The sequence below is a fragment of the Ignatzschineria sp. PL_is040 genome (genome assembly GCF_055813795.1).
This window is the reverse complement of record NZ_JBVPGU010000009.1, coordinates 1-26,511: the sequence shown is the minus strand read 5'-3', so window position 1 is coordinate 26,511 and position 26,511 is coordinate 1. Positions and strand designations below refer to the sequence as shown.

The 26,511-nt window shown below is 41.6% G+C and carries 23 protein-coding genes; 12 read left to right on the top strand and 11 right to left on the bottom strand.

Features of this window, described 5'->3' with window-relative positions:
* Positions 1–76: 76 nt before the first annotated feature.
* The 3 genes from ccmE to ccmC form a co-directional block, all read right to left on the bottom strand.
* A complete protein-coding gene (gene ccmE, locus AC0SAP_RS09090; protein WP_229821602.1) occupies positions 77–568 on the bottom strand; it encodes a cytochrome c maturation protein CcmE in 492 nt (163 codons plus the stop codon).
* The gene (gene ccmD, locus AC0SAP_RS09085) at positions 568–726 is read right to left on the bottom strand and encodes a heme exporter protein CcmD (protein ID WP_094566591.1); all 159 of its coding nucleotides are present in this window, start codon (positions 724–726) and stop codon (positions 568–570) included. Before ccmD ends, ccmE begins: the two co-directional genes overlap by 1 nt.
* A gap of 96 nt (positions 727–822) precedes the next feature.
* Positions 823–1,599, bottom strand: a complete 777-nt coding sequence (gene ccmC, locus AC0SAP_RS09080; protein ID WP_233146745.1) for a heme ABC transporter permease CcmC — start codon at positions 1,597–1,599, stop codon at positions 823–825.
* A 350-nt stretch (positions 1,600–1,949) separates the two neighbouring features.
* Here ccmC and AC0SAP_RS09075 point away from each other — a divergent pair, with 350 nt between their 5' ends.
* The 4 genes from AC0SAP_RS09075 (at position 1,950) to AC0SAP_RS09060 (ending at position 6,152) form a co-directional block, all read left to right on the top strand.
* Complete coding sequence (locus tag AC0SAP_RS09075; protein ID WP_473383936.1) at positions 1,950–3,071, top strand: NAD(P) transhydrogenase subunit alpha; 1,122 nt, start codon at positions 1,950–1,952, stop codon at positions 3,069–3,071.
* A gap of 18 nt (positions 3,072–3,089) precedes the next feature.
* Entirely contained in the window at positions 3,090–3,383 is a 294-nt protein-coding gene (locus AC0SAP_RS09070) for an NAD(P) transhydrogenase subunit alpha part 2 (RefSeq protein ID WP_094566589.1), read from the top strand.
* A gap of 3 nt (positions 3,384–3,386) precedes the next feature.
* The gene (locus AC0SAP_RS09065; RefSeq protein ID WP_473383935.1) at positions 3,387–4,784 is read left to right on the top strand and encodes an NAD(P)(+) transhydrogenase (Re/Si-specific) subunit beta; all 1,398 of its coding nucleotides are present in this window, start codon (positions 3,387–3,389) and stop codon (positions 4,782–4,784) included.
* Between the two features lie 486 nt (positions 4,785–5,270).
* A complete protein-coding gene (locus tag AC0SAP_RS09060) occupies positions 5,271–6,152 on the top strand; it encodes an acetamidase/formamidase family protein (RefSeq protein WP_473383934.1) in 882 nt (293 codons plus the stop codon).
* A gap of 168 nt (positions 6,153–6,320) precedes the next feature.
* Here the strand turns inward: AC0SAP_RS09060 and polA are convergent, their stop codons facing one another.
* Complete coding sequence (gene polA, locus AC0SAP_RS09055; protein ID WP_473383933.1) at positions 6,321–9,077, bottom strand: DNA polymerase I; 2,757 nt, start codon at positions 9,075–9,077, stop codon at positions 6,321–6,323.
* Positions 9,078–9,379: 302 nt separating this feature from the next.
* Positions 9,380–10,189: a sulfite exporter TauE/SafE family protein gene (locus tag AC0SAP_RS09050; RefSeq protein WP_286481996.1), complete on the bottom strand. Its 810-nt coding sequence runs from the start codon at positions 10,187–10,189 to the stop codon at positions 9,380–9,382.
* Positions 10,190–11,403: 1,214 nt separating this feature from the next.
* Between AC0SAP_RS09050 and aspS the strand changes: the two genes are divergently transcribed.
* A complete protein-coding gene (gene aspS, locus AC0SAP_RS09045) occupies positions 11,404–13,188 on the top strand; it encodes an aspartate--tRNA ligase (protein ID WP_473383932.1) in 1,785 nt (594 codons plus the stop codon).
* 330 nt (positions 13,189–13,518) lie between these two features.
* Here aspS and AC0SAP_RS09040 read toward each other — a convergent pair whose 3' ends face one another.
* Genes AC0SAP_RS09040 through AC0SAP_RS09030 form a run of 3 tightly spaced genes read right to left on the bottom strand, consistent with a single transcriptional unit; the run spans position 13,519 to position 16,193 of the window.
* A complete protein-coding gene (locus AC0SAP_RS09040; protein ID WP_094566583.1) occupies positions 13,519–13,761 on the bottom strand; it encodes a hypothetical protein in 243 nt (80 codons plus the stop codon).
* A 1-nt stretch (position 13,762) separates the two neighbouring features.
* Positions 13,763–14,824: a cytochrome d ubiquinol oxidase subunit II gene (cydB, locus tag AC0SAP_RS09035; protein WP_473383931.1), complete on the bottom strand. Its 1,062-nt coding sequence runs from the start codon at positions 14,822–14,824 to the stop codon at positions 13,763–13,765.
* A gap of 10 nt (positions 14,825–14,834) precedes the next feature.
* Positions 14,835–16,193: a cytochrome ubiquinol oxidase subunit I gene (locus tag AC0SAP_RS09030; protein WP_473383930.1), complete on the bottom strand. Its 1,359-nt coding sequence runs from the start codon at positions 16,191–16,193 to the stop codon at positions 14,835–14,837.
* A gap of 504 nt (positions 16,194–16,697) precedes the next feature.
* Here AC0SAP_RS09030 and AC0SAP_RS09025 point away from each other — a divergent pair.
* The 6 genes from AC0SAP_RS09025 (at position 16,698) to AC0SAP_RS09000 (ending at position 22,651) form a co-directional block, all read left to right on the top strand.
* Positions 16,698–17,594, top strand: coding sequence for a LysR family transcriptional regulator (locus AC0SAP_RS09025; RefSeq protein WP_473383929.1), 897 nt, complete (start codon positions 16,698–16,700; stop codon positions 17,592–17,594).
* A 218-nt stretch (positions 17,595–17,812) separates the two neighbouring features.
* Positions 17,813–18,193: an iron-sulfur cluster insertion protein ErpA gene (gene erpA, locus AC0SAP_RS09020; protein WP_369828025.1), complete on the top strand. Its 381-nt coding sequence runs from the start codon at positions 17,813–17,815 to the stop codon at positions 18,191–18,193.
* A 353-nt stretch (positions 18,194–18,546) separates the two neighbouring features.
* Positions 18,547–19,467 carry an SPFH domain-containing protein gene (locus AC0SAP_RS09015; protein ID WP_094566578.1) on the top strand — a complete coding sequence of 307 codons (921 nt, stop codon included), beginning with the start codon at positions 18,547–18,549 and terminating at the stop codon, positions 19,465–19,467.
* Complete coding sequence (locus AC0SAP_RS09010) at positions 19,464–19,916, top strand: NfeD family protein (protein WP_094566577.1); 453 nt, start codon at positions 19,464–19,466, stop codon at positions 19,914–19,916. Before AC0SAP_RS09015 ends, AC0SAP_RS09010 begins: the two co-directional genes overlap by 4 nt.
* Before the next feature lie 12 nt (positions 19,917–19,928).
* The gene (locus AC0SAP_RS09005; RefSeq protein WP_473383928.1) at positions 19,929–21,116 is read left to right on the top strand and encodes a DUF2868 domain-containing protein; all 1,188 of its coding nucleotides are present in this window, start codon (positions 19,929–19,931) and stop codon (positions 21,114–21,116) included.
* A gap of 122 nt (positions 21,117–21,238) precedes the next feature.
* The gene (locus tag AC0SAP_RS09000; RefSeq protein WP_473383927.1) at positions 21,239–22,651 is read left to right on the top strand and encodes a GTPase/DUF3482 domain-containing protein; all 1,413 of its coding nucleotides are present in this window, start codon (positions 21,239–21,241) and stop codon (positions 22,649–22,651) included.
* Between the two features lie 85 nt (positions 22,652–22,736).
* On the opposite strand, the gene AC0SAP_RS08995 is transcribed toward AC0SAP_RS09000, so the two are convergent.
* Positions 22,737–24,632 (bottom strand): bifunctional 2',3'-cyclic-nucleotide 2'-phosphodiesterase/3'-nucleotidase, encoded by a 1,896-nt coding sequence (locus AC0SAP_RS08995; protein WP_473383926.1) that lies wholly within the window; start codon positions 24,630–24,632, stop codon positions 22,737–22,739.
* A 6-nt stretch (positions 24,633–24,638) separates the two neighbouring features.
* Positions 24,639–25,727, bottom strand: a complete 1,089-nt coding sequence (prfA, locus tag AC0SAP_RS08990) for a peptide chain release factor 1 (RefSeq protein ID WP_109236139.1) — start codon at positions 25,725–25,727, stop codon at positions 24,639–24,641.
* A 92-nt stretch (positions 25,728–25,819) separates the two neighbouring features.
* Here prfA and AC0SAP_RS08985 point away from each other — a divergent pair, with 92 nt between their 5' ends.
* Positions 25,820–26,122 carry an FtsB family cell division protein gene (locus AC0SAP_RS08985; RefSeq protein ID WP_473383925.1) on the top strand — a complete coding sequence of 101 codons (303 nt, stop codon included), beginning with the start codon at positions 25,820–25,822 and terminating at the stop codon, positions 26,120–26,122.
* Here the strand turns inward: AC0SAP_RS08985 and AC0SAP_RS08980 are convergent, their stop codons facing one another.
* Positions 26,123–26,356: a hypothetical protein gene (locus tag AC0SAP_RS08980; RefSeq protein WP_473383924.1), complete on the bottom strand. Its 234-nt coding sequence runs from the start codon at positions 26,354–26,356 to the stop codon at positions 26,123–26,125. It lies immediately after the preceding gene.
* Positions 26,357–26,511 lie beyond the last annotated feature (155 nt).

Below are 26,511 nucleotides of genomic sequence, written 5' to 3'. Positions count from 1 at the left end.
AGCTTTTGATTCTAAAAGAGTCAGGCGCTTTATCAATGACAAATCGATCAACATTGATAAAACGCCATAGATACAATTAGATATCTTTCTCTTTAAATGGATGACCTTGTGATTCTAAAGTTGCAGCGACTTCAGGTGGCATATACTCTTCATCATGTTTTGCAAGAATCTCATCTGCCACAAACTGATTACCTTCAACGAGCATCCCCTTTGCAATGATCCCCTGCCCTTCACGGAACAGGTCAGGCAAAATTCCATCATAAGCGACAATGATCTGCTCTGAAGAGCCATCAACAAGCGCGAACTCAACCGCTAATGTTTCAGCCCCTTTATGAAGAGACCCAGGTACAACAAGCCCCCCGACACGAATCGTCTTCTCTAAAGGCGCTTCGCCGTTATGAACCTGTTCAGGAGAGTAGTAGAGATTGAGATTATCTCGTGATGCAAACATCGCAAAACCTATAATTAAAAAAGCAGCGATAATCACTGCAATCACCACATAGAGACGCTGCTTCTGTCTTGGAGACATAATGCTCCCCTGCTTCCTACTATTAAGCTTTTGACTCATTACTCTAATCCCTCCGCTTTCATTGCTCGTTTTAAATTTCGCCCTTCTGCCATCAATGAGATGATCAGCCCGAATAGACAGATCGTGACAAAAGCATAGCAACTCCATACATATACTGTATGTTTGCCCATATCAAATAGACTTAAAAACTCAGCCATTTATTTATAACCCCAACTTTTAATTTAATTCTACTTCATTTTTAAGTTGTAGCGATCATCCCCTAAAGATCGACATCCCTACCCCACAATGTATCATCACTGCCGGGTATACGCCTGCAATAACTGCTCTTTATAGATAAGATGCGTACTCTTTAATAGAATATAACCAACGGTAAAGAGTAGATAAGCGATCAACATCAACATCAAAGGTTTCAACATTGCAGGATCTAAGCTCGGTCCACCCGATGCAAAGAGTGTACTTTTCTGATGAAGTGTTGCAAACAGATAAACAGAAGCCTTAATAATCGGCACAATCACAACACCAATAATGGCTAAAATAGAGATCCCCATATTAGCTTTTTCCCGATCCTCAAATGCGCTATCGAGCCCAATATAGCCAAGATAGAGAAAGAAAAGGATCAAAACGGAGGTGAGTCGAACATCCCAAACCCACCAAGTTCCCCATGTCGGAGCACCCCAAATCGCACCGGTGACTAATGTAATGAGTGTATAAACAGCACCTAAAACAGCCGTCGCTCTTGCAATCACAGGAAAGAGTTTGATACGGAATATCAGATACATCACACTCATAAAGGCGATAAACATATAGAGTCCCGATGAGAGGATCGCCGCCGGCACATGGATATACATAATCCGAACAGTATCTCCCTGCTGATAATCGACAGGAGAATCAAATAGCCCGTAATAGAGTCCAACAACAGCAAATATCGCACTTAAGAGAAAGGCCCAAGGGATAATTCTCTTCGCTAAGCGAGTAAAGTATTTATAACTGATGAGTCGTTTAAAGAAGATAAACCGTGGCTTCTTACTCTCTTTCGGAGAAGGTTTTTTCAATTGATCAATATTGGTCACAGGTAACCCTTTATCCAAGAATTTATTCTAAGATCTCTCATTTTAAGGGAAACAGTATAGCAAATACTAAATTATCAGCATCAAAAGAAATTGAAAAATAATCAAAAGATGTATCTATGACAAGAGATAGCGAGTATCTCAGTTAGATAGAAAGTACTTAGAGGGTACTTAGAGGGTGCTTAGAAAGAATTTAGAGAAAATTTAGAGTAAATTTAGAGATGATGTAGAAGATATTCACCTCTTCATCCCTCCGCCTAGACAATGATCTTTCCCTAAACTCATGTTACTATAAAAAAATGACATGTTCTTTTAGACATCACTATTCTATTAATAAAGGGAGCAGTTAAAAAATGATTAAAACCATCATTCTCCTCAAAGAGTCAGGCTCACTAGAAAAGCGTGTAGCGCTCGACCCTAAAAATTGTGAACGCCTTGTAAAAGCTGGGTTTAAGGTGATTGTTACACCTGATGCCGGTATCAATGCCTACTTTAGTAATGAGGCATATGAAGCGGCCGGTGCAATGGTAGAGCAACCCTCTTTTGATGAGAAAGCCATTATTCTCTCAATCAATGCCCCCACAAAAACCATCACCCAAAAGTTTAAATCGGGCTCTCTCTCTATTTCGCTACTTGATCCTTATCACAATCTTTCACTTGTTGAGCTCTTTGCGAAACAAGGAATCGATGCATTAGCACTTGAGTTTATCCCACGTATCACTCGTGCGCAAAGTATGGATGTACTCTCCTCTCAAGCGACGATCTCGGGGTATCAAAGTGTCCTCATCGGCGCGGATCTTTCACCGCGATTCTTCCCTATGCTCACCACCGCTGCCGGCACCATTCGCCCAGCTAAAGTCTTGGTAATTGGCGCAGGCGTCGCCGGTCTACAAGCAATTGCAACAGCAAGACGATTAGGCGCACAAGTAGAGGCTTATGATATTCGTCCTGATGCTAAAGAGCAGGTAGAATCTCTCGGTGCAAAATTAGTGGATACAGGAGTCAATGCCGCAGGAGAAGGAGGTTATGCTCGTGAATTGACTGAAGAGGAGCGCGCACAACAAGCCGCCGCTTTAGCAAAGCATGTTAAAGAAGCCCATGTCGTTATCACGACTGCAGCAATCCCTGGTAAAAAAGCTCCCATTATTGTCACCCAAGAGATGGTGGAATCGATGCTTCCGGGAGCTGTCATTGTTGATATGGCTGCAGAGACAGGTGGTAACTGTGAATTAACCAAAGTCGGCGAAACCATTCGAGTGGGAGAGGTAACGATTACCGGTCCTCGCAATCTTCCTTCAACTGTTGCTATTCATGCATCAGAGATGTTCTCACAAAATATCTATAACCTTATCGCCCCCTTTATTACTGAAGATGGATTTAATCTCAACCTAGAAGATGAAGTGATCAAAGATTCTCTGATTACTTATGAAGGAGAGATTATCTCTGATCGTATTAGCACCCTTATTTCAGCTTAATTGCTCAAGGAGATTTTTATGATAACAGGATTTGCAGCGCTCTATATCGTTGTGCTTTCCGCTATTTTAGGATTTGAAGTCATCTCACGGGTTCCTGCAATTTTACATACCCCATTGATGTCTGGCTCTAACTTTATTCACGGAATCATTCTTGTCGGGGCGATGATTGCGCTTGGACATGCGGATGGTTTCTTCCAAACATCGCTTGCATTTATTGCTGTCGTCTTCGGCGCGATCAATGCTGTAGGTGGCTACTATGTCACAGATCGAATGTTGGAAATGTTCAAATCTAATAAACAAGAGGAGAAATAACAGATGGGATCTCTCTTAGTTAATATTGGCTACTTTATTGCAGCCATTGTCTTTATCTACTCACTCAAGAGTATGAGCCACCCCTCTACCGCACGTAAAGGAATTCATTATGGTGGATTAGCGATGGTATTAGCCGTTGTTATTACCATCTTTCATCCCGCCATTACACATCATGCATTTCTCACTAATCTGCTCTTAATTATTATTGCGATTGGAATTGGATTTATCATTGCGAAACGCTCAGCACTTAAAGTTGAGATGACAGATATGCCACAAATGATCGCGATCTATAATGGTGTTGGTGGTGGAGCGGCCGCAATCATTGGTGCAATTGCACTTCTACAGATCGGAATGCCCGATGCAAGTGATAGCTCAAGAACACTCCTTCTTGCGGCATTAGGGGGCTTTATCGGGGCTGTCTCTTTTACCGGATCGGTGGTTGCTTGGGCAAAGCTTGATGGTCGTATGACATCAACGATTCGCTACAAAAATCGTAATATTGTCAATCTCTTCCTCTTTGGCTTTGCGCTCCTATTGGCGATTCTTCTCGCCTCTGAGCCTGCGCCTCACTACTTTATGCTCTTCCTCTTCTTCGCATTTACCTTAGCATTAGGGGTCTTAATTGCGATTCCCATTGGTGGAGCCGATATGCCGGTCATCATCTCACTCTTTAATGCCTTAACGGGTATTGCCGTCGCTTTTGAAGGAATCGCGCTTGATAATGGTGGATTGATCATTGCCGGAACTGTTGTCGGAGCGGCAGGAACCCTCTTAACGTTACTAATGGCAAAGGCGATGAATCGCTCTTTAAGCAATGTCCTCTTCTCTAACTTTGGTGAAAGTCAAAGCGAGGCTGGTGATATCGAAGGCTCAATGACAGAGAGTGATGCTGCAAATGCCGCTATGACAATGGCATATGCTGATCGCGTTATTATTGTCCCAGGATATGGTTTAGCGGCAGCACAAGCGCAACATAAAGTTGCAGAGCTTGTGAAGATCTTAGAAGCTCGCGATGTTGATGTCCGTTTTGCGATCCACCCTGTTGCAGGAAGGATGCCGGGACATATGAATGTTCTATTAGCTGAATCTGGCATTCCCTATGAAAGCATCTTTGACCTCGATGAGATCAATGATGAATTTAAAGATACCGATGTCGTACTTGTGATTGGTGCTAATGATGTTGTGAACCCTGTCGCTCGTACCGATAAATCTAGCCCAATCTATGGTATGCCTATTCTTAATGCAGATCAGGCAAAGCAAGTATTTGTTATTAAACGTGGACAAGGCTCTGGTTTCTCTGGAATCGAAAATCATCTCTTCTATCTCGATAATACCGATATGGTGTATGGTGATGCGCAGAAAGTTGTCAATGAGATGATTACAACCTTAAAATCACTCTAAGAATCACCTTAAGTGTTTAGAGTTTTAAAGTTTTAGATTTCAATTTAAATCTCTACATTATTCTTAGATTGTCCCTCAATAATACCTAAGTTAGAAGCACTCATCGTTTATTGCGGTGAGTGCTTTTTTATCTGCTCCTTATCGACTCCCTTACCGCCCTCTCTTTACACATACACTTTATCGACAAGAGTTATCCACAACCCCGCCAGTAATAGCGATAAAAAAGAGCTCCCTAAGCCTGCTAATATGGGATTTCACAAAATAACCGCCCAAATGTTCTCGTTGATTCCACAGAGTTATCCACAGGGATAAAATAGGTCGCGTTCCACATGCGATAGAAATCTTGCTATATTGAGAAAGGAAAATAGAAAAATAGTTATTAAGTAGGGGTAATTCCCCGGCATAACAACCTAACCCATAATTTAGCAGCTGATCTAACAACTGATCTAATAACTCATCAAATTCATTAAAATTAAGGAGGAGCAGATGAAACAACTCTGCAGCAGTGAGGCTACCATCTATGCCTTTGACAAAAAGAATCCCCCACAATTGCGAATCAAAGCGGGTGAACGCGTCAAAATCATCACAAAAGATTGCTTTAGCAATCAGGTGGATGATGATCATCGTCTCGCCGATATTAACTGGAACCAAATCAATCCCGTCACAGGACCGATCTTTGTTGAAGGAGCTGAAGCCGGCGATATTTTAAAAGTGAGCATCGATTCAATTACTGTAGCAGATCAAGGTGTCTGTGCCGTTGGTCCTGGATTTGGATTAATCCCACTGCCGGAGATGACCCAAAAAATTATTCCCATCCGAGATCAACAGCTTCACTTTAGTGATGAGATTATCCTTCCACTCAATCCGATGATCGGTGTCATCGGTGTTGCTCCTAAAGAGGAGCCTATCTCCACAGGCACGCCGGCCGAACATGGTGGTAACATGGATACCAAACTGATTAAAGAGGGAGCGACGCTCTATCTCCCAATCTTTGTTGAAGGGGCGCTCTTTGCCTTGGGAGATCTGCATGCCGCAATGGGAGATGGGGAAATTGGTGGCTCTGGCGTTGAAGTTGCCGGAGAGGTTATTGTCACGATCGATCTTATCAAAGAGCAGAAGCTTACTCATCCTGTTGTTGAAAATGAGGAGAGCTTTGCCTTTTTGGTTTCACGTAAAACAATTGATGATGCTCTTACAGAAGCGACTAATATCGGCGTTCAGAAATTAGCGGAAAAACTTAAAATCTCCCTAGAAGAGGCGACGATGCTCGGCAGCATCGCTTGTGATGCTGAAATCAGCCAATTAGTTGATCCTCAATTAACTGCGCGATTTGTAATCCCTAAAAAATTACTACCCCATCTTTTTTAATTCTCACTAAAAGCGCATCGCTAAAACAATCATTAAAAAAGGGGAAAGCCTAATCTTTCCCCTTCTCTCTATCTACGATTCTTGCAACAACCTCGATAACTGCATACTGTTTTCAGCAATAACCCACAAAAGCGCTATCGTGTTTTAAAAGAGGTGGCTGTTTTGCAATTATCCTGCAGTCTCATCCCAGTTTTTACCGCTTCCAACCTGAACAATCAAAGGAACATCAAGCTTGAGGACATCAGTCATTGCATCGACTAATAATGCTCGGACCTCTTCCATCTGCTCAATAGGCGTTTCTAAAATCAGCTCATCATGCACCTGAAGTAACATTTTTGCTGAAAGATGAGGATTTTCCGCTAAAGATCGGTCCACCTTTAACATCGCTAACTTAATAATATCTGCGGCCGTTCCTTGAAGGGGGGCATTAATGGCAACACGCTCCGCTCCTGATCGTGCAATCGCATTGCTACTATGAATTCCAGGAAGATAGAGTCGACGCCCTAAAGCTGTCTCTACATACCCCTTCTCTTTCGCCTTCTCTTTCGCTTCTTCCATATAATTTAAAACGCCGGTATAACGACTAAAATAGAGACTAATATACTCTTGCGCTTGGGTACGGGAGATCCCCAACTGCTTAGCCAGACCAAAAGCACCCATACCATAGATCAAACCAAAGTTAATTGCCTTTGCGGCTCTACGCTCAGCCCCTGTCACCTTCTCTAAGGGAATACCAAATACCTCTGCAGCTGTTGCCGCATGAATATCTTTCCCCTCATTAAATGCTTTTAGCATCATCTCATCTTGAGAAAAGTGCGCCATTAAACGAAGCTCAATTTGTGAATAGTCCGCGGCTAATAGAGTTGAGCCCTCTTTAGCAATAAAAGCTTCCCGAATACGGCGCCCCTCCTTTGTCCGAATCGGAATATTTTGCAAGTTGGGATTTGAGGATGAGAGACGCCCGGTACTTGTCTGCGCCTGATTAAAGGAGGTATGAACGCGCCCAGTATCAGGATTGATCTCAGCGACAAGAGAGTCAGTATAGGTTGAACGGAGTTTAGAAAACTCACGATACTCAATAATAATTTTCGGTAAAGGGTAATCCTCTGCTAATTTTTGTAAAACGTCTTCTGCCGTTGAAGGTGCTCCTTTAGGTGTCTTCTTAATCACCGGCAGCCCCAATTTTTCAAAGAGAATCTCTCCAACCTGCTTCGATGAGCTCATATTAAACTCTTCGCCGGCAAGCTCATATGCTTTTGCCTCAAGCTCCGCTAAATTCTCCCCAAACTCGGCACTTAAACTCTCTAAATGCTGAGCATCTACTAAAATCCCTTCATGCTCCATCTTTGCAAGAACAGAGATTAAAGGAACTTCTATCTCCTGATAGACCTTATATTGTGTCACCTCAGAGCGGAGTCGCGGTAAGATACTTCGCTGTAATTGCAAGGTAATATCGGCATCTTCACAAGCATAAAAGCTAGCGATCTCAATATCGATCTCATCAAAGCGTTTCTGCGAACGCCCTTTGCCGGCAATCTCTTCAAAAGGGGTTGTCTTAAAGCCCAAATAGAGTTCCGCTAATGCATCCATATTATGGCGGTTCCCGGTAGGATCATAGATATAACTTGCTAACATCGTATCATCAACAATTCCACGTAACTCCACACCATGACGCTTTAAGATATGCCAATCAAACTTAATATTTTGTCCAACTTTAGGAATCTTCTCATCCTCTAAGATCGGTTTTAAACGCGCCATCACAGCATCGATCGCTAATGGATTCTCAAGGCCTGCCTGTTTAAAGGGAATATAGATCGCATCCCCTGGTGCCACTGAGAGAGAGAGTCCAACAAGATGAGAGCGCATAAACTCCAATCCATCAGTCTCCGTATCGAGTGCTAAAAGTGCAGTCTCAGGAATCAAGGAGAGATACTGTTCAAGCTCTGCTAAATCTAAAATGGTTCGATAAGATTTTTTTGCCGGCAATGTAGGATTAATCCAATGCGCTGCCAGCTCTACCTGATCACTTGCAACCGATTGTGCAACAGGCGGAACAAAGCTCTCCCCACCACCAGCTTGATCAAGTTCTAAGAGTAATTGGCGGAAACCAAAATCTTGATAGACCTCTCGTAAACGCTCAATAAATGGAGGATTAGGGGTAAGATCTTCCACTTTGACCGGGAGCGGGGCATTGAGGAGCAGTGTCGTCAACTCTTTAGAAAGCTTTAAGATCTCTAAATTATCTCTGAGTCGTTCACCCACCTTTCCTTTAATCTTCTCAGCATTTTCTACAATTGCATCTAAATCACCCCACTCATGAATCCACTTTGCGGCAGTTTTAGGACCGACCCCTTGAATGCCGGGGATATTATCGGCACTATCTCCCATCAATGCTAAATAATCACGAACCTGTTCAGGATAGACACCATACTTCTCAAAGATCTCTGTTCGGCCTAGCATCTCATTTTTCATGCCGTCATACATCGTAATAACGCCATCTTCCACCAATTGCGCAAGATCCTTATCGCTCGAGGCGATAATAGTACGTAAACCTTTCGCCTTCGCTTCAACGGCTAAAGTAGCAATCACATCATCCGCTTCAATCCCAGGAATAGAGATCCGCGGAAATCCCATCAGATCGATAATTTCATATAGCGGTTCAATTTGAGCCCGCAGATCATCCGGCATCGGGGGTCGATGTGCTTTATAATCTTCAAAGAGATCATTCCGAAAGCTCTTCCCACTTGCATCAAAAATAACGCCTAAATAGTCTGGCTTAAACTCGCGTACAAGCTTCTCAAACATACTAATCACCCCCCGAATCGCTCCGGTAGGACGGCCATCAGGGCTCTTAAGAGGAGGAAGCGCATGAAATGCACGGAAGAGAAAGTTAGAACCATCAACGACTAAAAATGTTTTTGACATGGGTAAAATTAAACCTTTTGATTAATCTATACTGCAATGATGAGCGATCGATAAAACTTTAAAAAAAGAGGGGAAAAAGTTCGATATTGCCTCGATATAAGAATCGATTATACAAAAAAAGCAGGAACTTCGCGCCTGCTTCTTATCTTCTCTCTAATATTCGCCCCTACGATCGATCTGCATCTCTCCCTATAGATAATAGGGAGAGCTGTGATGCACTCTTAATATCAACTTATGAAATAAAGCTTATGAAATAAAGCTTATGAAATAAAACTTATGAAATAAGCTTTACAATACAAAACCTATGACACAAAGTTGTTATAGATAAAGATCACTAAAATAATCGATAAAAATCCTGCCAAAATCTGACGAATACGCTTTACCGGCAAGATATAAACTAATTTAGCACCAATGGGCGCAAAAATAACACTCGTAATGGAGAGACCTATCACCGCAGGATAATAGACAAAACCTAGAGATGACTCCGGCACACCTTCGACCCCCATTCCATTAAAAATCGCACTTGCTGCACCGGCCGTCGCCATAATCATCCCTACTGCCGAAGAGGAGGCAATTGCATTTTTCATCTTGTAACCAATTTTACTTAATACCGGCACAATCATCACACCTCCCCCGATTCCCACAAAACTTGAGACAAAACCAATCGCACCACCCACTAACACAAAGAGGGGTTTAGCAAAATGGGAAACAGTATCCGCCTCCTTCTTAGAAGCTGTTCGTAACATATTGTAGATGGTATATGCTAAGAAGATACAGAAGAGCAATTGTAATATCAGATCATTCATCATTGTAACAACTAGGCTACCGATAGAGACCCCGATCATTGCCCCAATACCTAAGAGAAAAACAACGCCCCACATCACCGACCCTCTTCTTTGATGGGCAATTACTGAAGAGAGACTTGTAATTCCAACAACAGCAAAAGAGGTACCTAAAGCAACCTTCATAATCAACTCAGGATCAACACCGATAGAGACCAAAAAGAAGACCAATGTCGGCACAACAACTGTCCCCCCTCCGACACCTAATAACCCTGAAATAAGACCTATAATAGAACCTAAAAAAAGAAATATTAATAACTCAACACCCATCCTATCCTCGCTTCCCGATATTTTCCCTAATATATAATAGTTACCATCTCAATAGCTCATCAAACACTACTGAAAGACGTTTTTCTTTGATTAACCATCTGTTAACATTAACGATCACTCATTACCGAACACCCAATATACTATATAATTACATAATATATAAATATACAATTTATAGGTCTCATATAGGTCTCATATAGGTCTCATAACTTATCGCGCGATACACCTAAGTTCTATACGCCCAAATCGTTATATCCTAAGCCGTTATATAATTGTTCACTCATTCAGCCATTTCGGTTATTTCAGTTGTTTTGGTTATCTCCCCACATTCTAACCGTTTCTCTCGTCAATCCGATCTTACTTGTAGCTAATCATTCAATTAAAAGATCAACAATATCATATCTTCTCATTAACGAGCTGCTTTTCCCTCCCTATTTTACGCATATCTCCTTTAGAGAATAAGAGATTAAATAGCGCTCGATTTCATACTATTACACTATCAAAAACAGCCACAGAAACTGTATCAAAATCCCCATCAAAAACATCTTTAAAAACACCATTTAAAACAGATAGTTATATCGAAAACCTATTTAAAAAGATAAAAAAATGGATCAAAAAATGGACCCAAAAACAATTTAATGTTTGCTTTTTCTAATTAGAATTGATACTCATAAAGGTGTCGGCTTAATAAAATTTTGTGCTTAGATTGATAAAAAATATCAATAATAGATCACCACAATCTAGGCACATTCAAAGGAGGACTAAACTAAAGAGAGAATATACTCTCACGGTTTAGTAGATATGGTGAAGTAGTATCGAAGTCTCAAAAGAAGAAGAAAAATAAGAGACCAGATAGGCTTACAGATCTAGGAACCTACGTTTATAAGGCGTAGGTTCCTAGGTTATTATTCAAGATGGCTCTGCGGTAAATTCGTCTAATTTACTCGGGGGCTCATCTTGAAGCGGGTAGCGAACTATTCAATGACGCTGCCACTCAAAGTAACAGATGCCGTTAAAGAGAAAGCTAAAGTAGAAAGTTAAAGAAAAATCAATTCGATCTTCTCCTGAAATCTTCCTTAAAATCCCCTATAATTGTATAATTTATTATTTCATTTTCAGTGCAAAATGGTGCGTCTTCTATCCACTATTCATTATTCATTAATTAAATAATAAGAATCCACCATTTCATATATTTGATATTTAAGGACTCAATTATGCGATCACACTACTGCGGACTCGTCAACGAGGCGCTTCTCGATAAAACGGTTACCCTCTCTGGTTGGGTACATCGTCGCCGCGACCATGGCGGAATTATTTTCGTAGATCTTCGGGATAGAGAGGGAATCGTGCAAGTGGTTATCGACCCTGCACATCTCACAACTCCTTTTGAAGAAGCAGAGAAAATTCGAAATGAATTTGTTATCAAAATTGAGGGTGAAGTTATCGCACGTCCCGAAGGGATGGTTAACCCCAATATTGTTTCCGGGAAGATCGAAGTCGTCGCTAAACGCTTAGAGATCCTCAATAGCGCAGCACCACTTCCTTTCCAACTAGGTGATGATAAGACATCAGAAGAGGTTCGCCTTAAATATCGCTATCTTGATCTTCGCGATACGCGCATGCATCAAAATATCATGTTACGTTCAAAAGTAACGCGCTACATTCGTAAAGCACTCGATGAGCAAGGCTTCCTCGATATTGAGACCCCCTTCTTAACCAAAGCAACACCAGAAGGAGCCCGTGACTACGTTGTTCCCTCCCGTGTTCATCATGGTGAGTTCTTTGCGCTCCCACAGAGCCCTCAGCTCTTTAAGCAACTATTAATGGTCAGTGGTTTTGATCGCTACTACCAGATCGTTCGCTGCTTCCGCGATGAAGATCTCCGTGCAGATCGTCAACCTGAATTTACCCAAGTGGATATCGAAACATCGTTCCTCTCCTCTGATCAAATTATGGATATTGCAGAGAAGATGATTCGTGATGTCTTCAAAGAGTCGATCGATGTTGATCTAGGCGATAATTTCCCACGTATGACTTGGCATGAAGCGATGGCTCGCTTTGGCTCCGATAAACCTGATCTTCGCATCCCTCTTGAATTTACAGAGGTCACTGAAATGATGAAAGGATGTGAGTTTAAGGTCTTCAAAGATGCTGCTAACCGTGAAAATGGTCGTGTTGTTGCCCTCAATATCCCCAATGCATCGGATCAATTTACCCGTCGTCACATCGATGAGTATACTGAGTTTGTCGGTCGTTATGGTGCGAAAGGCCTTGCCTACATTCGTGTCAATGATGTTGCCGCTGGTCGCGACGGCTTACAATCCCCTATCGTTAAATTCTTAGATGATGCAACGCTTACAGCACTTCTTGAAGCGACGAATGCTAAAAATAATGACATCATCTTCTTTGGTGCTGATAAAGCAACTATCGTCAATGATGCTATTGGTGCGCTTCGCGTGAAAATCGGTAAGGATCTTAACCTCTTAACCTGTAAATGGGCTCCGATGTGGGTTGTTGACTTCCCGATGTTTGAATATGATGAGGAGGCGAAACGTTATGTTGCCGTTCACCATCCCTTCACAACTCCGAAAACAGGTATCGAATCACTTAGCGATCCTGCAAACTCTATTGCCAACGCTTATGACCTCGTCCTCAACGGCACAGAGCTTGGTGGCGGATCAATCCGTATCTTCAAACATGATGTCCAGATGAAGGTCTTTGAATTACTCGGGATCGATAAAGCAGAAGCGGAAGAGAAGTTTGGCTTCCTTCTTGATGCACTTAAATATGGCGCACCGCCTCACGGGGGAATCGCCTTTGGACTTGACCGTTTAGTGATGTTGATGGCAGAAGCAAGTTCAATCCGTGATGTAATCGCTTTCCCGAAAACACAGTCAGCCGCATGTCTCTTAACTGAAGCACCAGCTCATATCAGTCAAGCACAATTAGATGAGCTTGCGATCGCTGTTGTCGAAGATGAGAAAGAGATGCAAAAATAGTAAGCAGCAAGAAGTTGAGTTAAAGTTAAGTCTTTAAACGAACGATACTCTTCAAGTAGACAAAAACCCCTATGATGGAAGTGCTTACAAACACCGCCATCTAGGGGTTTCTCTATATCTACTCTCTATCCTGAATACAATCCTAAATATCTGTTTCAGAGATCTACTTTACCTATTTCTTTATCTATCTCTACTTTTACCGCTCTCAATGTGTACAAAAAATAAATAGCTGACCGGCCAATCAACTACCAACTATCAACAGCCTAAAATTGAGACAAAAAAATCCCCTAAGGAGGATTGATCCTTAGGGGTAAATTGTCGGTTTTATCTCTAGGGGGATGCATATAAACCGACAAGGGACATAATCACTTTCACTAATTTTACAAAGAGGTAGAGAGAGATCACGCCACCGAGCCATAAACCCATCATCCAGAAGAGTTGCGACTTCAATGATCTCTTCTTGCCATGATTTCGAGTATCGCCTTGCTCTCTATCTTGCCCTTTTTTAGCAGATACTTGAGCTGCTTCTACCTTTCCCTTGAGCTCGTTGAACACTTCTCTCTCCTGTTTCATCTTAGTACCCCTCTCCTTGCACCTTACCTCTGAAGACATAGTAGATATAACCGGTATAGATCAGCACGAGGGGAATAAAGATCAATGCTCCGACTAGAGAGAAGGTTAGAGTCGACTCTGGTGCCGCTGCCATAAAGATAGTGACCTTAAATGGAACAATATAGGGAAGAAGGAAGCCCACCAACGCGCCAGCACCTAAAACAGCCATTAATAACGAATAGATAAATGGCTGCCAATGCGTATTAGGATTTTGAATTGAACGCATCAAGATAAAGGCAATAATGATCGCTACAAGATAGAGTGCACCAAAGAGATAGACCTTCCAGAGATTTTCCGCCATAAAGAGCTGCTCTTGCCAAATCATTAAGGTCCATACCAAAATAATAGTAGCTAGGAGGAAGAAGATCAGCGCAATCTTACGCGTTAAGCTTCGAATATGCGCCTGTAACGCTCCTTCAGTCTTCTTAATCGCCCAGGTTGAACCTAATAATGCATAAAAAGCGGTGAGACCCAATCCTGAAACAATCGAAAATGGGGAGAGCCAAGCCCAAATACCTCCCGCCATAACTAGATCTAATGCCCCTTTAGAGACATATCCTTCTGGTGCATTGATCGCATCTGCCGCCGGCATAAAATCAAAGCCTTGCACTAAAGCTCCCGCAATCACTCCTTGAAAGAAACCGGCAAAGAGTGACCCTAAAAAGAAGGCATTATTCCAAAAATTACGGCGTTGCTCAGAAACCCGCCCACGAAACTCAAAAGAGACGCCTCTAAAGATCAAGGCCATTAAGAGGAGTATCACCGGCAGATAAAACCCAGATAACACCACAGAGTAAGCAATCGGGAAGATCCCAAAAAGTGCGGCGCCGCCCAAAATAAGCCAAGTCTCATTTCCATCCCATACAGGACCGATACTATTCATCAACGTCGTTCGATCATCTTCACTCTTTACGAAGGGATAGAGCATTCCTACCCCTAAGTCAAAGCCATCTAGAACGACATAGATCGCTACACCCAATAGGATAATACCTGTCCAGATGATAACTAACATATTGTAATCCATTATTGACTCCTTACTGCTCAGCTACAGCAACATCAGAACTTTGAGGTCCTCTGCGCAAAATACGGAAAAGGATCGTCACTCCAAATAAGAAAACTACGAGATAAGCAATCACAAAGAGCGCTAATGACACTGTTAAATCTCCTGCGGTATGTATAAAAGAGTGCCCCTCGGTAACGCGCATAATGTTATAGACCAACCAAGGCTGACGACCAATCTCTGTGACAAACCAACCGGCTAAGACTGAGATTAAACCACTAGGCCCCATCCATAATGCAAAGCGAAGTAATCCTTTTTTCTCGCCCAGAGTCTTCTTATGCCGTTGCCAAACACCCCAAATTCCTAAAATAACCATTAAGAAACCCAATCCTACCATCACGCGGAAAGACCAGAAGACCCAACCGACAGGAGGAATATCCTCTTTAGGAAATGCTTTTAAATTCGCGACTTTCCCATCTAATGAGTGGGTTAGAATAAGACTTGCAGCATAAGGAATCTCAATAGAGAAATAGTTCTTCTGCTCTTCTTGATTAGGAATTGCAAAGAGAATAAAACCCGTTCCCTCCCCTTCAGGCGTTGCATCCCAATGCCCTTCGATCGCTGCTAATTTTGTTGGCTGGTGATCTCGAACATTTAACCCATGAATATCACCGATAACCACTTGGAAGATAGAGACAAAGAAGAGTGTTACTAACGACATGCTCAACATCTTCTTAACTGCCGCGTTACGATTACCTCGTAAGAGATGCCAAGCGGCTGTTCCCGAAATAATTAATGTTGCCGTCAAAAGCGCAGCTGTTAACATATGCACCATACGGATAGGCAGAGAAGCACTAAAAAGAATCGCGAGCCAATCTTTCACTACAACAGCACCATCAACAATCTCAATCGCACCCGACTCAAGAGATGGCGGTGTCTGCATAAAACTGTTAGAGACTAAGATCCAATAAGCAGAGAATGTAGTTCCTATCGAAACCATTGCTGTTGCAAAAAAGTGCATCTTAGGACCAACACGATCTCGACCAAACAACATAATCCCCAAGAAGCCCGCTTCTAAGAAGAATGCAGTAATCACCTCATAAATTAATAGGGGTCCTGTTACCGATCCTGAAAACTTAGAAAACTCACTCCAGTTAGAACCAAACTGGAAGGCCATCACCACACCTGAGACTACGCCCATTGCAAATGCAACGGCAAAAAACTTCACCCAAAAATTATAAATATCCATATAGACTGGTTTTTTCGTCTTCAACCAGAGTCCTTCTAGCACAACGAGCCACATTCCTAGCCCAATTGTAATTGCCGGAAAGATAATATGGAATGAGACAGTAAACGCAAATTGGATCCGCGCTAACAAAATTGCACTCATCATATCTACTCCACAAACATGAGAATCTAATCACTTGTAATATCGCAATGATGGTAAAACTACATAACTGCTACATCGTTACTACACTCATCACTCATTACAAACCTATACCTTTTTGCTTCTCCTTAAATTAGGGCAAATAGCATGAGTACAACATTATCAAATCCTATATTTTATAAAAAATACCTTTATTGTGATTCTCATATACCTTTTTGTTATAGATATTAATCCCGCCTCTTAAAAGGCGCTTAATTGCTCAAGATAAAGAGAACCTTGGGAGAGCAATCGATACAACATGTTGAAAATAGGGTAATATCATAGATAAGGCCTTGATCAATTTCTCTTAAGAGTTGCTCAAGAGTATCTACACAATAGTGATAAAGATATTGGGGAAACAACATCCCAAAAACCAAACAAAAAGCCAAATAATTAAAAAACAAGTCAAAAAACACAAAGTCTAATAAAAAATTAATTAAAATATTTATTTAAAATGATTAAGGGAATAATATGGAAAATAGACAACTACACTATTTCGTGATGGTTGCAGAACTTGGCAGTGTAGCGGCGGCTTCAAGATCACTACATATTGCCCAACCTGCCATCACCCGACAGATTAAGAACCTTGAAGAGACCATCGGTGTCACCCTCTTTGAAAGACATGCTAGAGGGATGGTTTTAACATCTGCCGGGAGAAAGTTTTATCAAGATGCGCTCAATATTCTCAATGCTATTGAACGTGCAAAATCACAGGCGGTAAAAGCAGATCGAGGCGATATTGGTTACATCAAAATTGGGATTACGCCACAACATATCTGGCTTACTGAAGTGCAACAACACTTAAGTGAATTTCGAAAATATAACCCTGAAATCTCCCTGAATGTCTGCACAATGCACTCCCGGAAGCAGATTATGGCACTTCGTAATGGGGAGCTAGATGCCGGCTTTATGTTTATCCGACCACAAGATGATAATGATTTTTTAGGACGATTCCTCTATAAAGAATCGATGCTTCTGGCAGTTAATAAAAACTCACCTTTTGCTGATCATCCTCCCGAAAAGATCGATCAACTACGTTCAGAACCCTTTATCTGGTCTCCGGAAAATCAAGCTTTTGACCTCTATAAAATGATTATTGATGAGTTAAGACGCCATGATTTCACACCAAAAATTGATCATGAAGGTTGCGATTACAACTCTATGTTGAGCCTTGTCTCTGCAGGCCGAGGATATACCTTTGTGCCGGCAGTAGCCAAATATCTAAAAGTTTACGATGTTGTCATGCATGAGTTACCGGAGCTTGATGTGACATTTGACCTTGAACTTGTCTGGCGACGAGATAATGCCAACCCTAGCCTGCCCCACTTTATTAAGAACTACAATCATCAGATGCGAAGACTTACTTGATAAGTAATGGTGTGTAGAGAATAGGGGATGGGAGATGGAAAATGAACGATTCTTATCAATATACTGATTAATATTGATTAATATTAAGGCTCTCCCCCACCCTTTTTTTTTAAAATATTTCAAGAGTCCTTAAATTTACAAAAAGTTAGGGAATGCCCCATCTTTTCTTATCCAAAATATCAAAAGTGTTCTCACCTTACCGATCAATCTGCGGTATAATGGAGCAGAAATGTATTGATTTTAAGGAGAAAGGGATGTCGATGATTGAAGATACAGGAATTAACTTCACAGATTCTGCAGCACTTAAGGTAAAGAGCTTAATCGAAGAGGAAGGTGATTCAACACTTAAACTTCGTGTCTATATCCAAGGTGGTGGCTGTTCAGGCTTCCAATATGGATTTGCGTTTGCCAATGAAGTAGAAGAGGGTGATGTTGAAGTTGTGAACCAAGATGTAGTGCTCTTAATCGATCCATTAAGTTACCAATATTTAGTGGGCGCTGAGATCGATTATGTCAATGATCTACAAGGTGAGCAATTTGTAATCCGTAACCCCAATGCTACAACAACTTGTGGATGTGGTAACTCATTTAGTGCTTAATGCAGCATGAAAAATCAGTTCATGAAGATTCGTAACTGATCACTATAGATGGCACCTATCTAAAAGTTCGTTAGATAGGTGTTTTTTTATCTATAATAGATCTTGTAGAGATATCGTAGACTTAGTCAAGTCCAAAATGAGAACGAGTCTCTACAATGAGATACATTAATGAGATGTTAATAAGATATTAATAAGATAGATATTAACCAGATATTAACGGGATATTAATTGGATCTACTTCTCGATCCTTGCTTCACAATACCTATCTTTGATATCTGTTTCGACACCTATGACTCGGTATCGATGAGTAATATCGATGATCGATAATAGTTACAACTGCTTAAGAGGTCATTATGACAACTAGTGCAATTTTAGTCTTAATTATTGCGATTATCGCAATTCTCCTCATCTTTTTAGGGGTCAAAATGGTGCCTCAGGGTTATGAGTATACGATTGAGCGCTTTGGTCGCTATCGAAAGACTATCACCCCGGGGATCTCCTTTATTATCCCTATCTTTGACCGTATTGGACGAAAAATCAATATGATGGAGAGTGTCACCGACGTCCCTTCACAAGCGGTTATTACCAAAGATAATGCAATGGTGCGGGTCGATGGTGTCGTCTTCTTTCAGATCAATGATGCCGCGCGCGCTGCCTACGCTGTTAACAATTTAGGATCAGCAATCTTAAATCTCACCATGACCAATATCAGAACAGTGATGGGATCAATGGATCTCGATGAATTGTTATCAAAACGAGATGAGATTAATGCCAGTCTCTTAGCCGTTGTTGATCACGCAACTGAACCTTGGGGTGTTAAAGTCACCCGAATTGAGATTAAAGATATTGAACCCCCGCGCGATCTTGTCGACTCCATGGCTAAGCAGATGAAGGCTGAGCGAGAAAAACGCGCTGCAATTCTTGAGGCTCAAGGCGTGCGAGAAGCAGATATTCTTCGCTCAGAAGGGGAGAAACAATCGGCAATCTTAGCGGCTGAAGGTAAAAAGCAGGCGGCGATCTTAGAAGCAGAAGCTCGTGAGCGCTTAGCAGAAGCGGAAGCAAATGCAACATTGATGGTCTCTCAAGCAATTCGAGAAGGGGATGTCCAAGCCATTAACTACTTCGTTGCGCAAAAATATGTTGAAGCATTTGGTAAAATTGCTGAGAGTAAAAATGATAAGATTATTATGATGCCGATGGAGTCATCCGGCATTGTTGGCTCAATTGCAGGTATTGCGGAGCTCGTTAAATCTGCACAAAAGGAATCTAAATGATTGCGCTCTTTTCAGATATCAATCCCATGATGCTCTGGCTCATTGCCGGAGCACTCCTTATTCTCTTTGAAATTATTCTTCCCGGCGTCTATCTCTTTTGGATCGGCATTGCAGCATTAATGGTCGGTGGGGTCCTAAGTGTTATCGATCTATCGATTATCCTACAGATTCTTCTCTTCGCCATTTTTGCACTTCTTGCGGTCATTGTCGGTGTTAAAACCTATAAAGGAAAAGAGATTAAGAGTAGTGCCCTCAATCAGACTAGGGGTTCTGAATTTATTGGAAGAAATATCACGCTGCAAGAAGCCGTTATCAATCAACAAGGGCGTGTTGCACTTGGAGATAGCACTTGGGCAATTGAGGGAGAAGATCTCCCTGCCGGCAGCCAGATTAGAATTACAGCAGTTAAAGGTAATACCCTTCTCTATGAAGTGATCCATAGAGCATAAAGAGGAGAAGACGTGCAATATCCAGATCAGATCCAAGATAATCAACGCCCCCTATCTAAAGGGGCTGTACTTCTCTTTTCACTCTCTATTATATTTATTACGGCAAGCGGTAGTAATGCACTCTTAACCTCACCCATCCATCCCATTGCGCTTGTATTGGGTATTCTTCTCCCTGCCTATCTGTTTCTTCTTTTTGCCTTTGTTAGACGCCACTCACTCTTTGCTGAGTTATTACTGCTGCTACAAAAAGGGTGGCAAAAAATTGAGAAGCCTCTTCGAAAAAGTTTTTCAAATAGCTCACAAAAGATCAAAGAGCCCGACCCGCAACAATTTCTTTATCTCACTAAAGTAATTATGCATGGCGCATGGATCTTAATTTTTGCGACACTACTCATTACACTCTTTTTTCAATTCACCCTCAAGCAGTACTCCTTCAATCTCTTTAGTACTCTCTTTCCTGATCGTAGTGACTTCTACTTTCTAATCATTCAGCTCTTGAACTTTCTTCCTGACCTCATTGCCGGAGAATTGATCTCCCCTGCAATTGTCGAACATAGCCTCAATCTGCCCCCGACCGCCATCGAGAATGCCGCATGGGCGCGCTGGATCTTAATAATGATTGCTCTCTATGGCTTAATTCCACGCATTATTCTCTTCCTTCTCGCCCAAAGAAGCTATAAGAAGTATCTCAAAGATCAACAAAAAAATGAGCATCGTTCGCTTCAATCTGGGGAAGGAAAAGTGATAGATGCCGCAAAAGCAAGACCACAAAGTATTCGCCCACCGAAAAGCATCCGCCACGGAGAAGGTGAAAAAAGGATTGCCCTCGATTATGTCGGAGAGGTACCTCACTCTAAAGAGAGTGATAAAATCGTGGAGATCATCAATAGCAGAGCTGATTTCCAACAGCTACTCTCGCACCTACAATCGTCACCTCTAGCATATCTTGTTATCTACATCGATACTCAATTGACACCCGATAGAAGTCTATTACGAAGAATCTATACATTGATGAATTTAGCATTAAGCGCCGAGATCATCTTAGTAACCCATCAAAATCCTTCACGAGAAGAGGAGTGGCAACATAAATTGACCCCTAATCTCTATAAAGATGAAAGAATTCTTCTCTACCCTGCACCGCAGAAGGTAAAAAATAGAGGAGATCAGCCACCTAGAAGTAATAACGACCCTCTATCATAGCTACTGCATCTATGATATCTATCACATATAATATATTGATTTAATGCATATATTTAATACATATATTTAATACATTGATTTAATATCATTAATCGATTAAAAGGAGATTTCGTCGAATAATTATGGGGCTAAAAACATTAAAGATCGCTATCGTAGGTCATACCAATACAGGAAAGACCTCCTTAATTAGAACGATTACCCGAGAGAGAAATTTTGGTGAAGTTCGTGATGAAGCTTCAACTACCATCGATGTCGCCGAGATTAAACGCGCCTCTCAAGCATTAACATTTACCTATGTAGATACTCCCGGTATGGAAGATGCGATGGGCGTTCTCGATCTTCTAGAGGAACGGTACCCTTCTAACACACGATTAGAGGAGTCAGAAAACCTCCTTAAATTTGCCCAAGATCATGCAGTTGAAGCACTCTTTGAACAAGAGGTTAAGGTGATTAAGCAGCTCTTTGTGGCCGATCTGATCTGTTATGTCGTCGATTGTCGTCTCCCCTTCCTTCCTAAATTTGATGATGAGCTGACACTCATTGAGAAGACCCATAAACCGATTCTCCCCATTCTCAACTTTATTCAAGGAGAACATCTTTCTGCATGGAAACAGCATCTTAAAGCCCACGGCATTCATCATTATCTCGAATTTGACACTATTATGCCGCCACAAAAGAAGCGATTTTATGAGCAGATCGCGATTATGTTTCCTGAATATTATGCGGAAATTATGGCTTATAATGCTCTCGAAGAATTAGCCGATCAACAGCGCTTAGAGCGAGCGATGCAGATTGTGGCAAACTTCTATCTCAATTTGATGACCTTACAACTCAAAGAGAAGCAGAATGCCCCGGCAGAAAAGGTAATGAAAAAACTCAATCAGATGATTGAAAAATTAGAAAAACGTGCCTTTGAAGCACTGCTCTCTCTTTATCAATTTAATCGTGAAGATATCGCCTATTTTCAATTAGCAATTGAAGGATCACAATATGAACAAGATCTCTTCACAAGTGATAATCTCATCGATTTTTCTATGCAGTTTGGTAAAGGCGCAAGTGTAGGTGCAGGGCTCTTTGCCGGCGTTGATGCTTTAGCAGGCTTTACCACTTTAGGAGCAGCAACAGCGACTGGCGCGATATTAGGGGGGCTTGCCGCCTCTTTTAAACATTATGGAAACTCTCTTCTCGATCATCTTAATAACTTAGAGACCTACTGTATCAATGATACGGCAATTGATCTCCTTCTCTCGAGAATGCTCTATGTTGTCGGTCTTCTCAATGGAAGAAGTCATGCTGTTCTCCAACCGATCTACCTTCAAGAAATTCAAAAAAGTGATAAGAATAATAAGAGTGAAAAAAGCGATCTACACCAATTGATTGCTGAAGGTCGTTATCTCCGCTCCTACCCACAATATTTTGAAAAAGAGGGACCTATGATCAATAGCAAACGTCAAAAAGTGGTTCTGGAACTGAGTAAAAAATTGAAATCTCTCTACCTTCAAACAATAAAAGAGAAGACTTTCTCAGAGAAATAGGGATAAGTAGAGGAAGAGATTCATCGAAAGAAGCGTAAGAATAGAGACTTATAACGGATCAGAAATAAGATGCGTTAGTCTCGCCCTACCTAAAATCTAACTGGTAGAGTGCAAATTTTTCAGCATCTTCTCCAACTCTCTTAATAGGATATTGTGATGTCTGCGAAATAATAGATTCGGCTAAAGCGCTATTAGCAGACTCTAGCAAAACTATTCGTCCTTCAAGCGCGGATTGATCAAGAGACCAATTGCAATCAGGGTTAATACTCAACATCTGCGCCCCCTTCTCCATAATATAAGAGAGGATTACTTCAGGAATCTCCTTCATCGTGCTACAAACCATATTCCCTTTTCCCGCGCCAGGAAAACGATCCACCAAAGCTCTATAGCTATTAGTTGCTAAATAGAATCGATCCTCTGGCAAAATCGTTCTCCCCCCATGCTCTAGATTAACAATTCGCTCACTCTCCTGATCCATCAATGTCAAATCTGGCGCATAACGAGGAGGAACGGTGGGATCAATCTGATAAGTAATCCCTTTTATAACATCAAAATTATAGGGACGATATTTTGCCCAATTAATTAAATGTTGCGCCTCCTCCGTGGGGAGGATTTGATGATAGATACTTGCACAACACTCAAGCCATTCTTTTAAATTCTCTCCCGAGATCTCTAAAACAACCAGATAATTGGGATAGACATAGAGATCAGCGATATCCTTGAAAGAGAGCTTTCCAGGAGAGATTTCGGTAAAGTAAGTAGGATCATCTTTTCGGCTTCCCACCTTAAAGAGTGGGACTGCGGAAAGAAGTGGAAGCTCTTCTCGATGAGGAAGTTCCGCTAACAGCTTCTCGGCATAATGGCTCTGCGCATCAGCAACGATCTGAATACAATTATCATCTTGTATCAAAGAGAGATAACTATAAAAGCCGCTATCGGTATAACCAACGGGAACATTCATCGTTTCACGAATCACCTCATGTGCCACTTCGACACTCTTCCAATAGTGAGGATTAATCGCTCTGCTAGGAGCTAAATAACTATCAATCCCGCGCAACTCGCTCTTTCCTGATTCGAGTTGCCAGCCTTCATCGCTCTCAACTAATTCTAGATCGATCACACCTAACCATTTTGCCCATGATCCCGGCATGACAGTGGGTGTACCACAAATAGTCCCCGCATCAACATCAAAACCTAAGGAACTTAATTCACGATAACTTTCAGAAGGAAAACGACGATGCTGATGGCCTGTAATTAGAAGATCCACATCCTCAATCTGAGCGATATAGTAGCCACTATTCTCCATCTCCTCCTCAAAAGGACGCTTAGAGAGACCTGTATGGGCTAAAACAACCACTAAATCAGCACCTGCAGCCTTTAAATTTGCAGCTTCTTCTTTAACCGCTTGATAGGCATCTTGAGTCACCAAACGTTGATTGGCAACCGCATATTCATCAAGGTGCGTCTTATCCCAAGTTGTAATTTGGGGGGGGACAATTCCAGTAACCCCAATTTTCAACTCAATCTCCGCCCCCGCTTCACTGATAAAGTTTCGCGTTAACATCACAGAAGGAGGAAGAAAAGGCACACCATCTATCGTTTCAATATTGGCATTAACATAAGGGAAATTGGCCTGTGACAAAACTTCAAGCAGATAAGGCACGCCAAAATTAAACTCATGATTACCTAATGTTGCCGCATCATAACCGATTGCATTCATCAGCGCATAGGCGGGATGGCCATTGGTGACAGCATAATCACGTAGATAATCAGACATCGGAGATCCTTGTAACAGATCTCCATTATCAAAGAGCAAGGTATTACTATTCTCACTACGGGCATCATCAATCAGATTCGCCAGACTAATCAGTCCTAAACGATCGACAACCTGATCTTTATAGTAATCAAAGTTTGTATAAAAACCATGGATATCGGTTGTAGCAAGAATGCGTAACTTTAACCTATCACTCACCTTCTTCATAAAATATTATGACTCATCCCCTATCGCAGCTAATAGATCTGCTTGGTTCTCTTGAATTAAGGGTTCAATAATCTGATCAAGATCACCATTAACAATCTCATCGAGCTTATAGAGCGTTAAATTGATCCGATGATCGGTGATCCGGCCTTGAGGATAGTTATAAGTGCGAATACGCTCTGAACGATCTCCTGAACCGACTAAACTACGACGAGTTTCACTCATCTCTTTCTGCTCACGTTCACGTTCAGCTTCTAAAAGTCGGGATCCAAGAAGACTCATCGCCTTCGCCTTATTCTTATGCTGTGAACGTTCATCCTGACACTCAACCACAACGCCGGTTGGTAAATGCGTAATACGAATCGCTGAATCTGTTACATTAACGTGCTGTCCACCGGCACCTGATGAACGGAATGTATCGATTTTAAGATCTGCAGGATTAATCTCAATCATCTCTGTTTCAGGAATTTCTGGCAAAATAGCCACGGTAGCAGCTGAAGTATGAACTCGACCTTGGGATTCTGTCTCAGGAACTCGTTGAACACGGTGTGCTCCCGATTCAAACTTAAGACGAGAATAAGCACCCTGTCCCTCAATACGAGCAATTACCTCTTTATACCCACCATGCTCACCATGATGTTCGCTGATCAACTCAACACGCCAGCCACGCTCTTCGGCATAACGCATATACATACGTAAAAGATCGCCCGCAAAAATAGCTGCTTCATCTCCACCTGTTCCGGCACGAACCTCAAGGAAGATATTACTATCATCATAAGGGTCTGTTGGTAATAATAAGATACTTAATGATTTTTCTAGTCGCTCTTTCTCTGCCTCTAATAAGGGAAGCTCCTCTTTTGCCAACTCCTTCATTTCGCTATCGGAGCCATCAAAGATCTCTTTCACATCTTGCAATGCAGCTTCATTTTGCTTCCACTCATTAAACTCTGCAACAACAGGGTCTAAGTGAGCATATTCTTGTGATAATTCCCTAAACTTATTATTATCACTAATTACATCTGGATCCGATAGAAGATGAGACACCTCTTCTAATCGTTCCGCCAATTCATCTAACTTTATAATTATACTGTCTTTCATAAGTACTTATGCGCTATAATAGTGGATTAAAACATCTATCTGCCATTATCTCAAATCTAGAGGCTTTCGTATACATTGCGAGTTAATCAATTATGAAACTAATGCACCTACTATTTCTTATATTAGTTCTCGTATTGGGGCTACTTATTAAACAGATATGGTTTGATACAGATTCCGGACCGAAACAGATTGAAAAACTGCAAGTAAAACTAGAGGCATTGAAAGAGCAAAATAAGAAGCTCCATCAGCAAAATGATCATGCTCGTCAAATTATCAATGGAATCAAGCACAACTACTCTGCAAGAGAGGAGTTAGCCAGAAAGCACTTAGGTCTTATTAAAGAAGATGAAACATTTTTTCATGTTATACCTTCTGAAGATTCAACAAATAAATAATCAACGCTTCCCTATCATTTTATCGATATCACCAATACTCGTCTGTGGAATACAGAAATCAATCGTAACAAGTAACTCCCTGGCATCGAAGATGCCGACCAACAGGCATGCCCTGGTTAAAAGAATGAAATAGTTGAAACAACAGAGGCTGATGAGTTGCCGGAACTTACTATCGCGTTCTTCCAGAAATTGTGTGCCGGCAAAAGGCATTGAAAATGCCCAAACTGCGGGCATGCACTAGTAATAAGAATGAAGTAGTGGGTTCCCGCAGCTCCACAAACTTTCTTAAGAATAAAAAATCCAGACAAAGAAAAAGCTCCTAGCTAATTAGCTAGGAGCTCTTAATGAAGCCCTGGGGTTGACCTACTCTCACATGGGATCTCCCACAC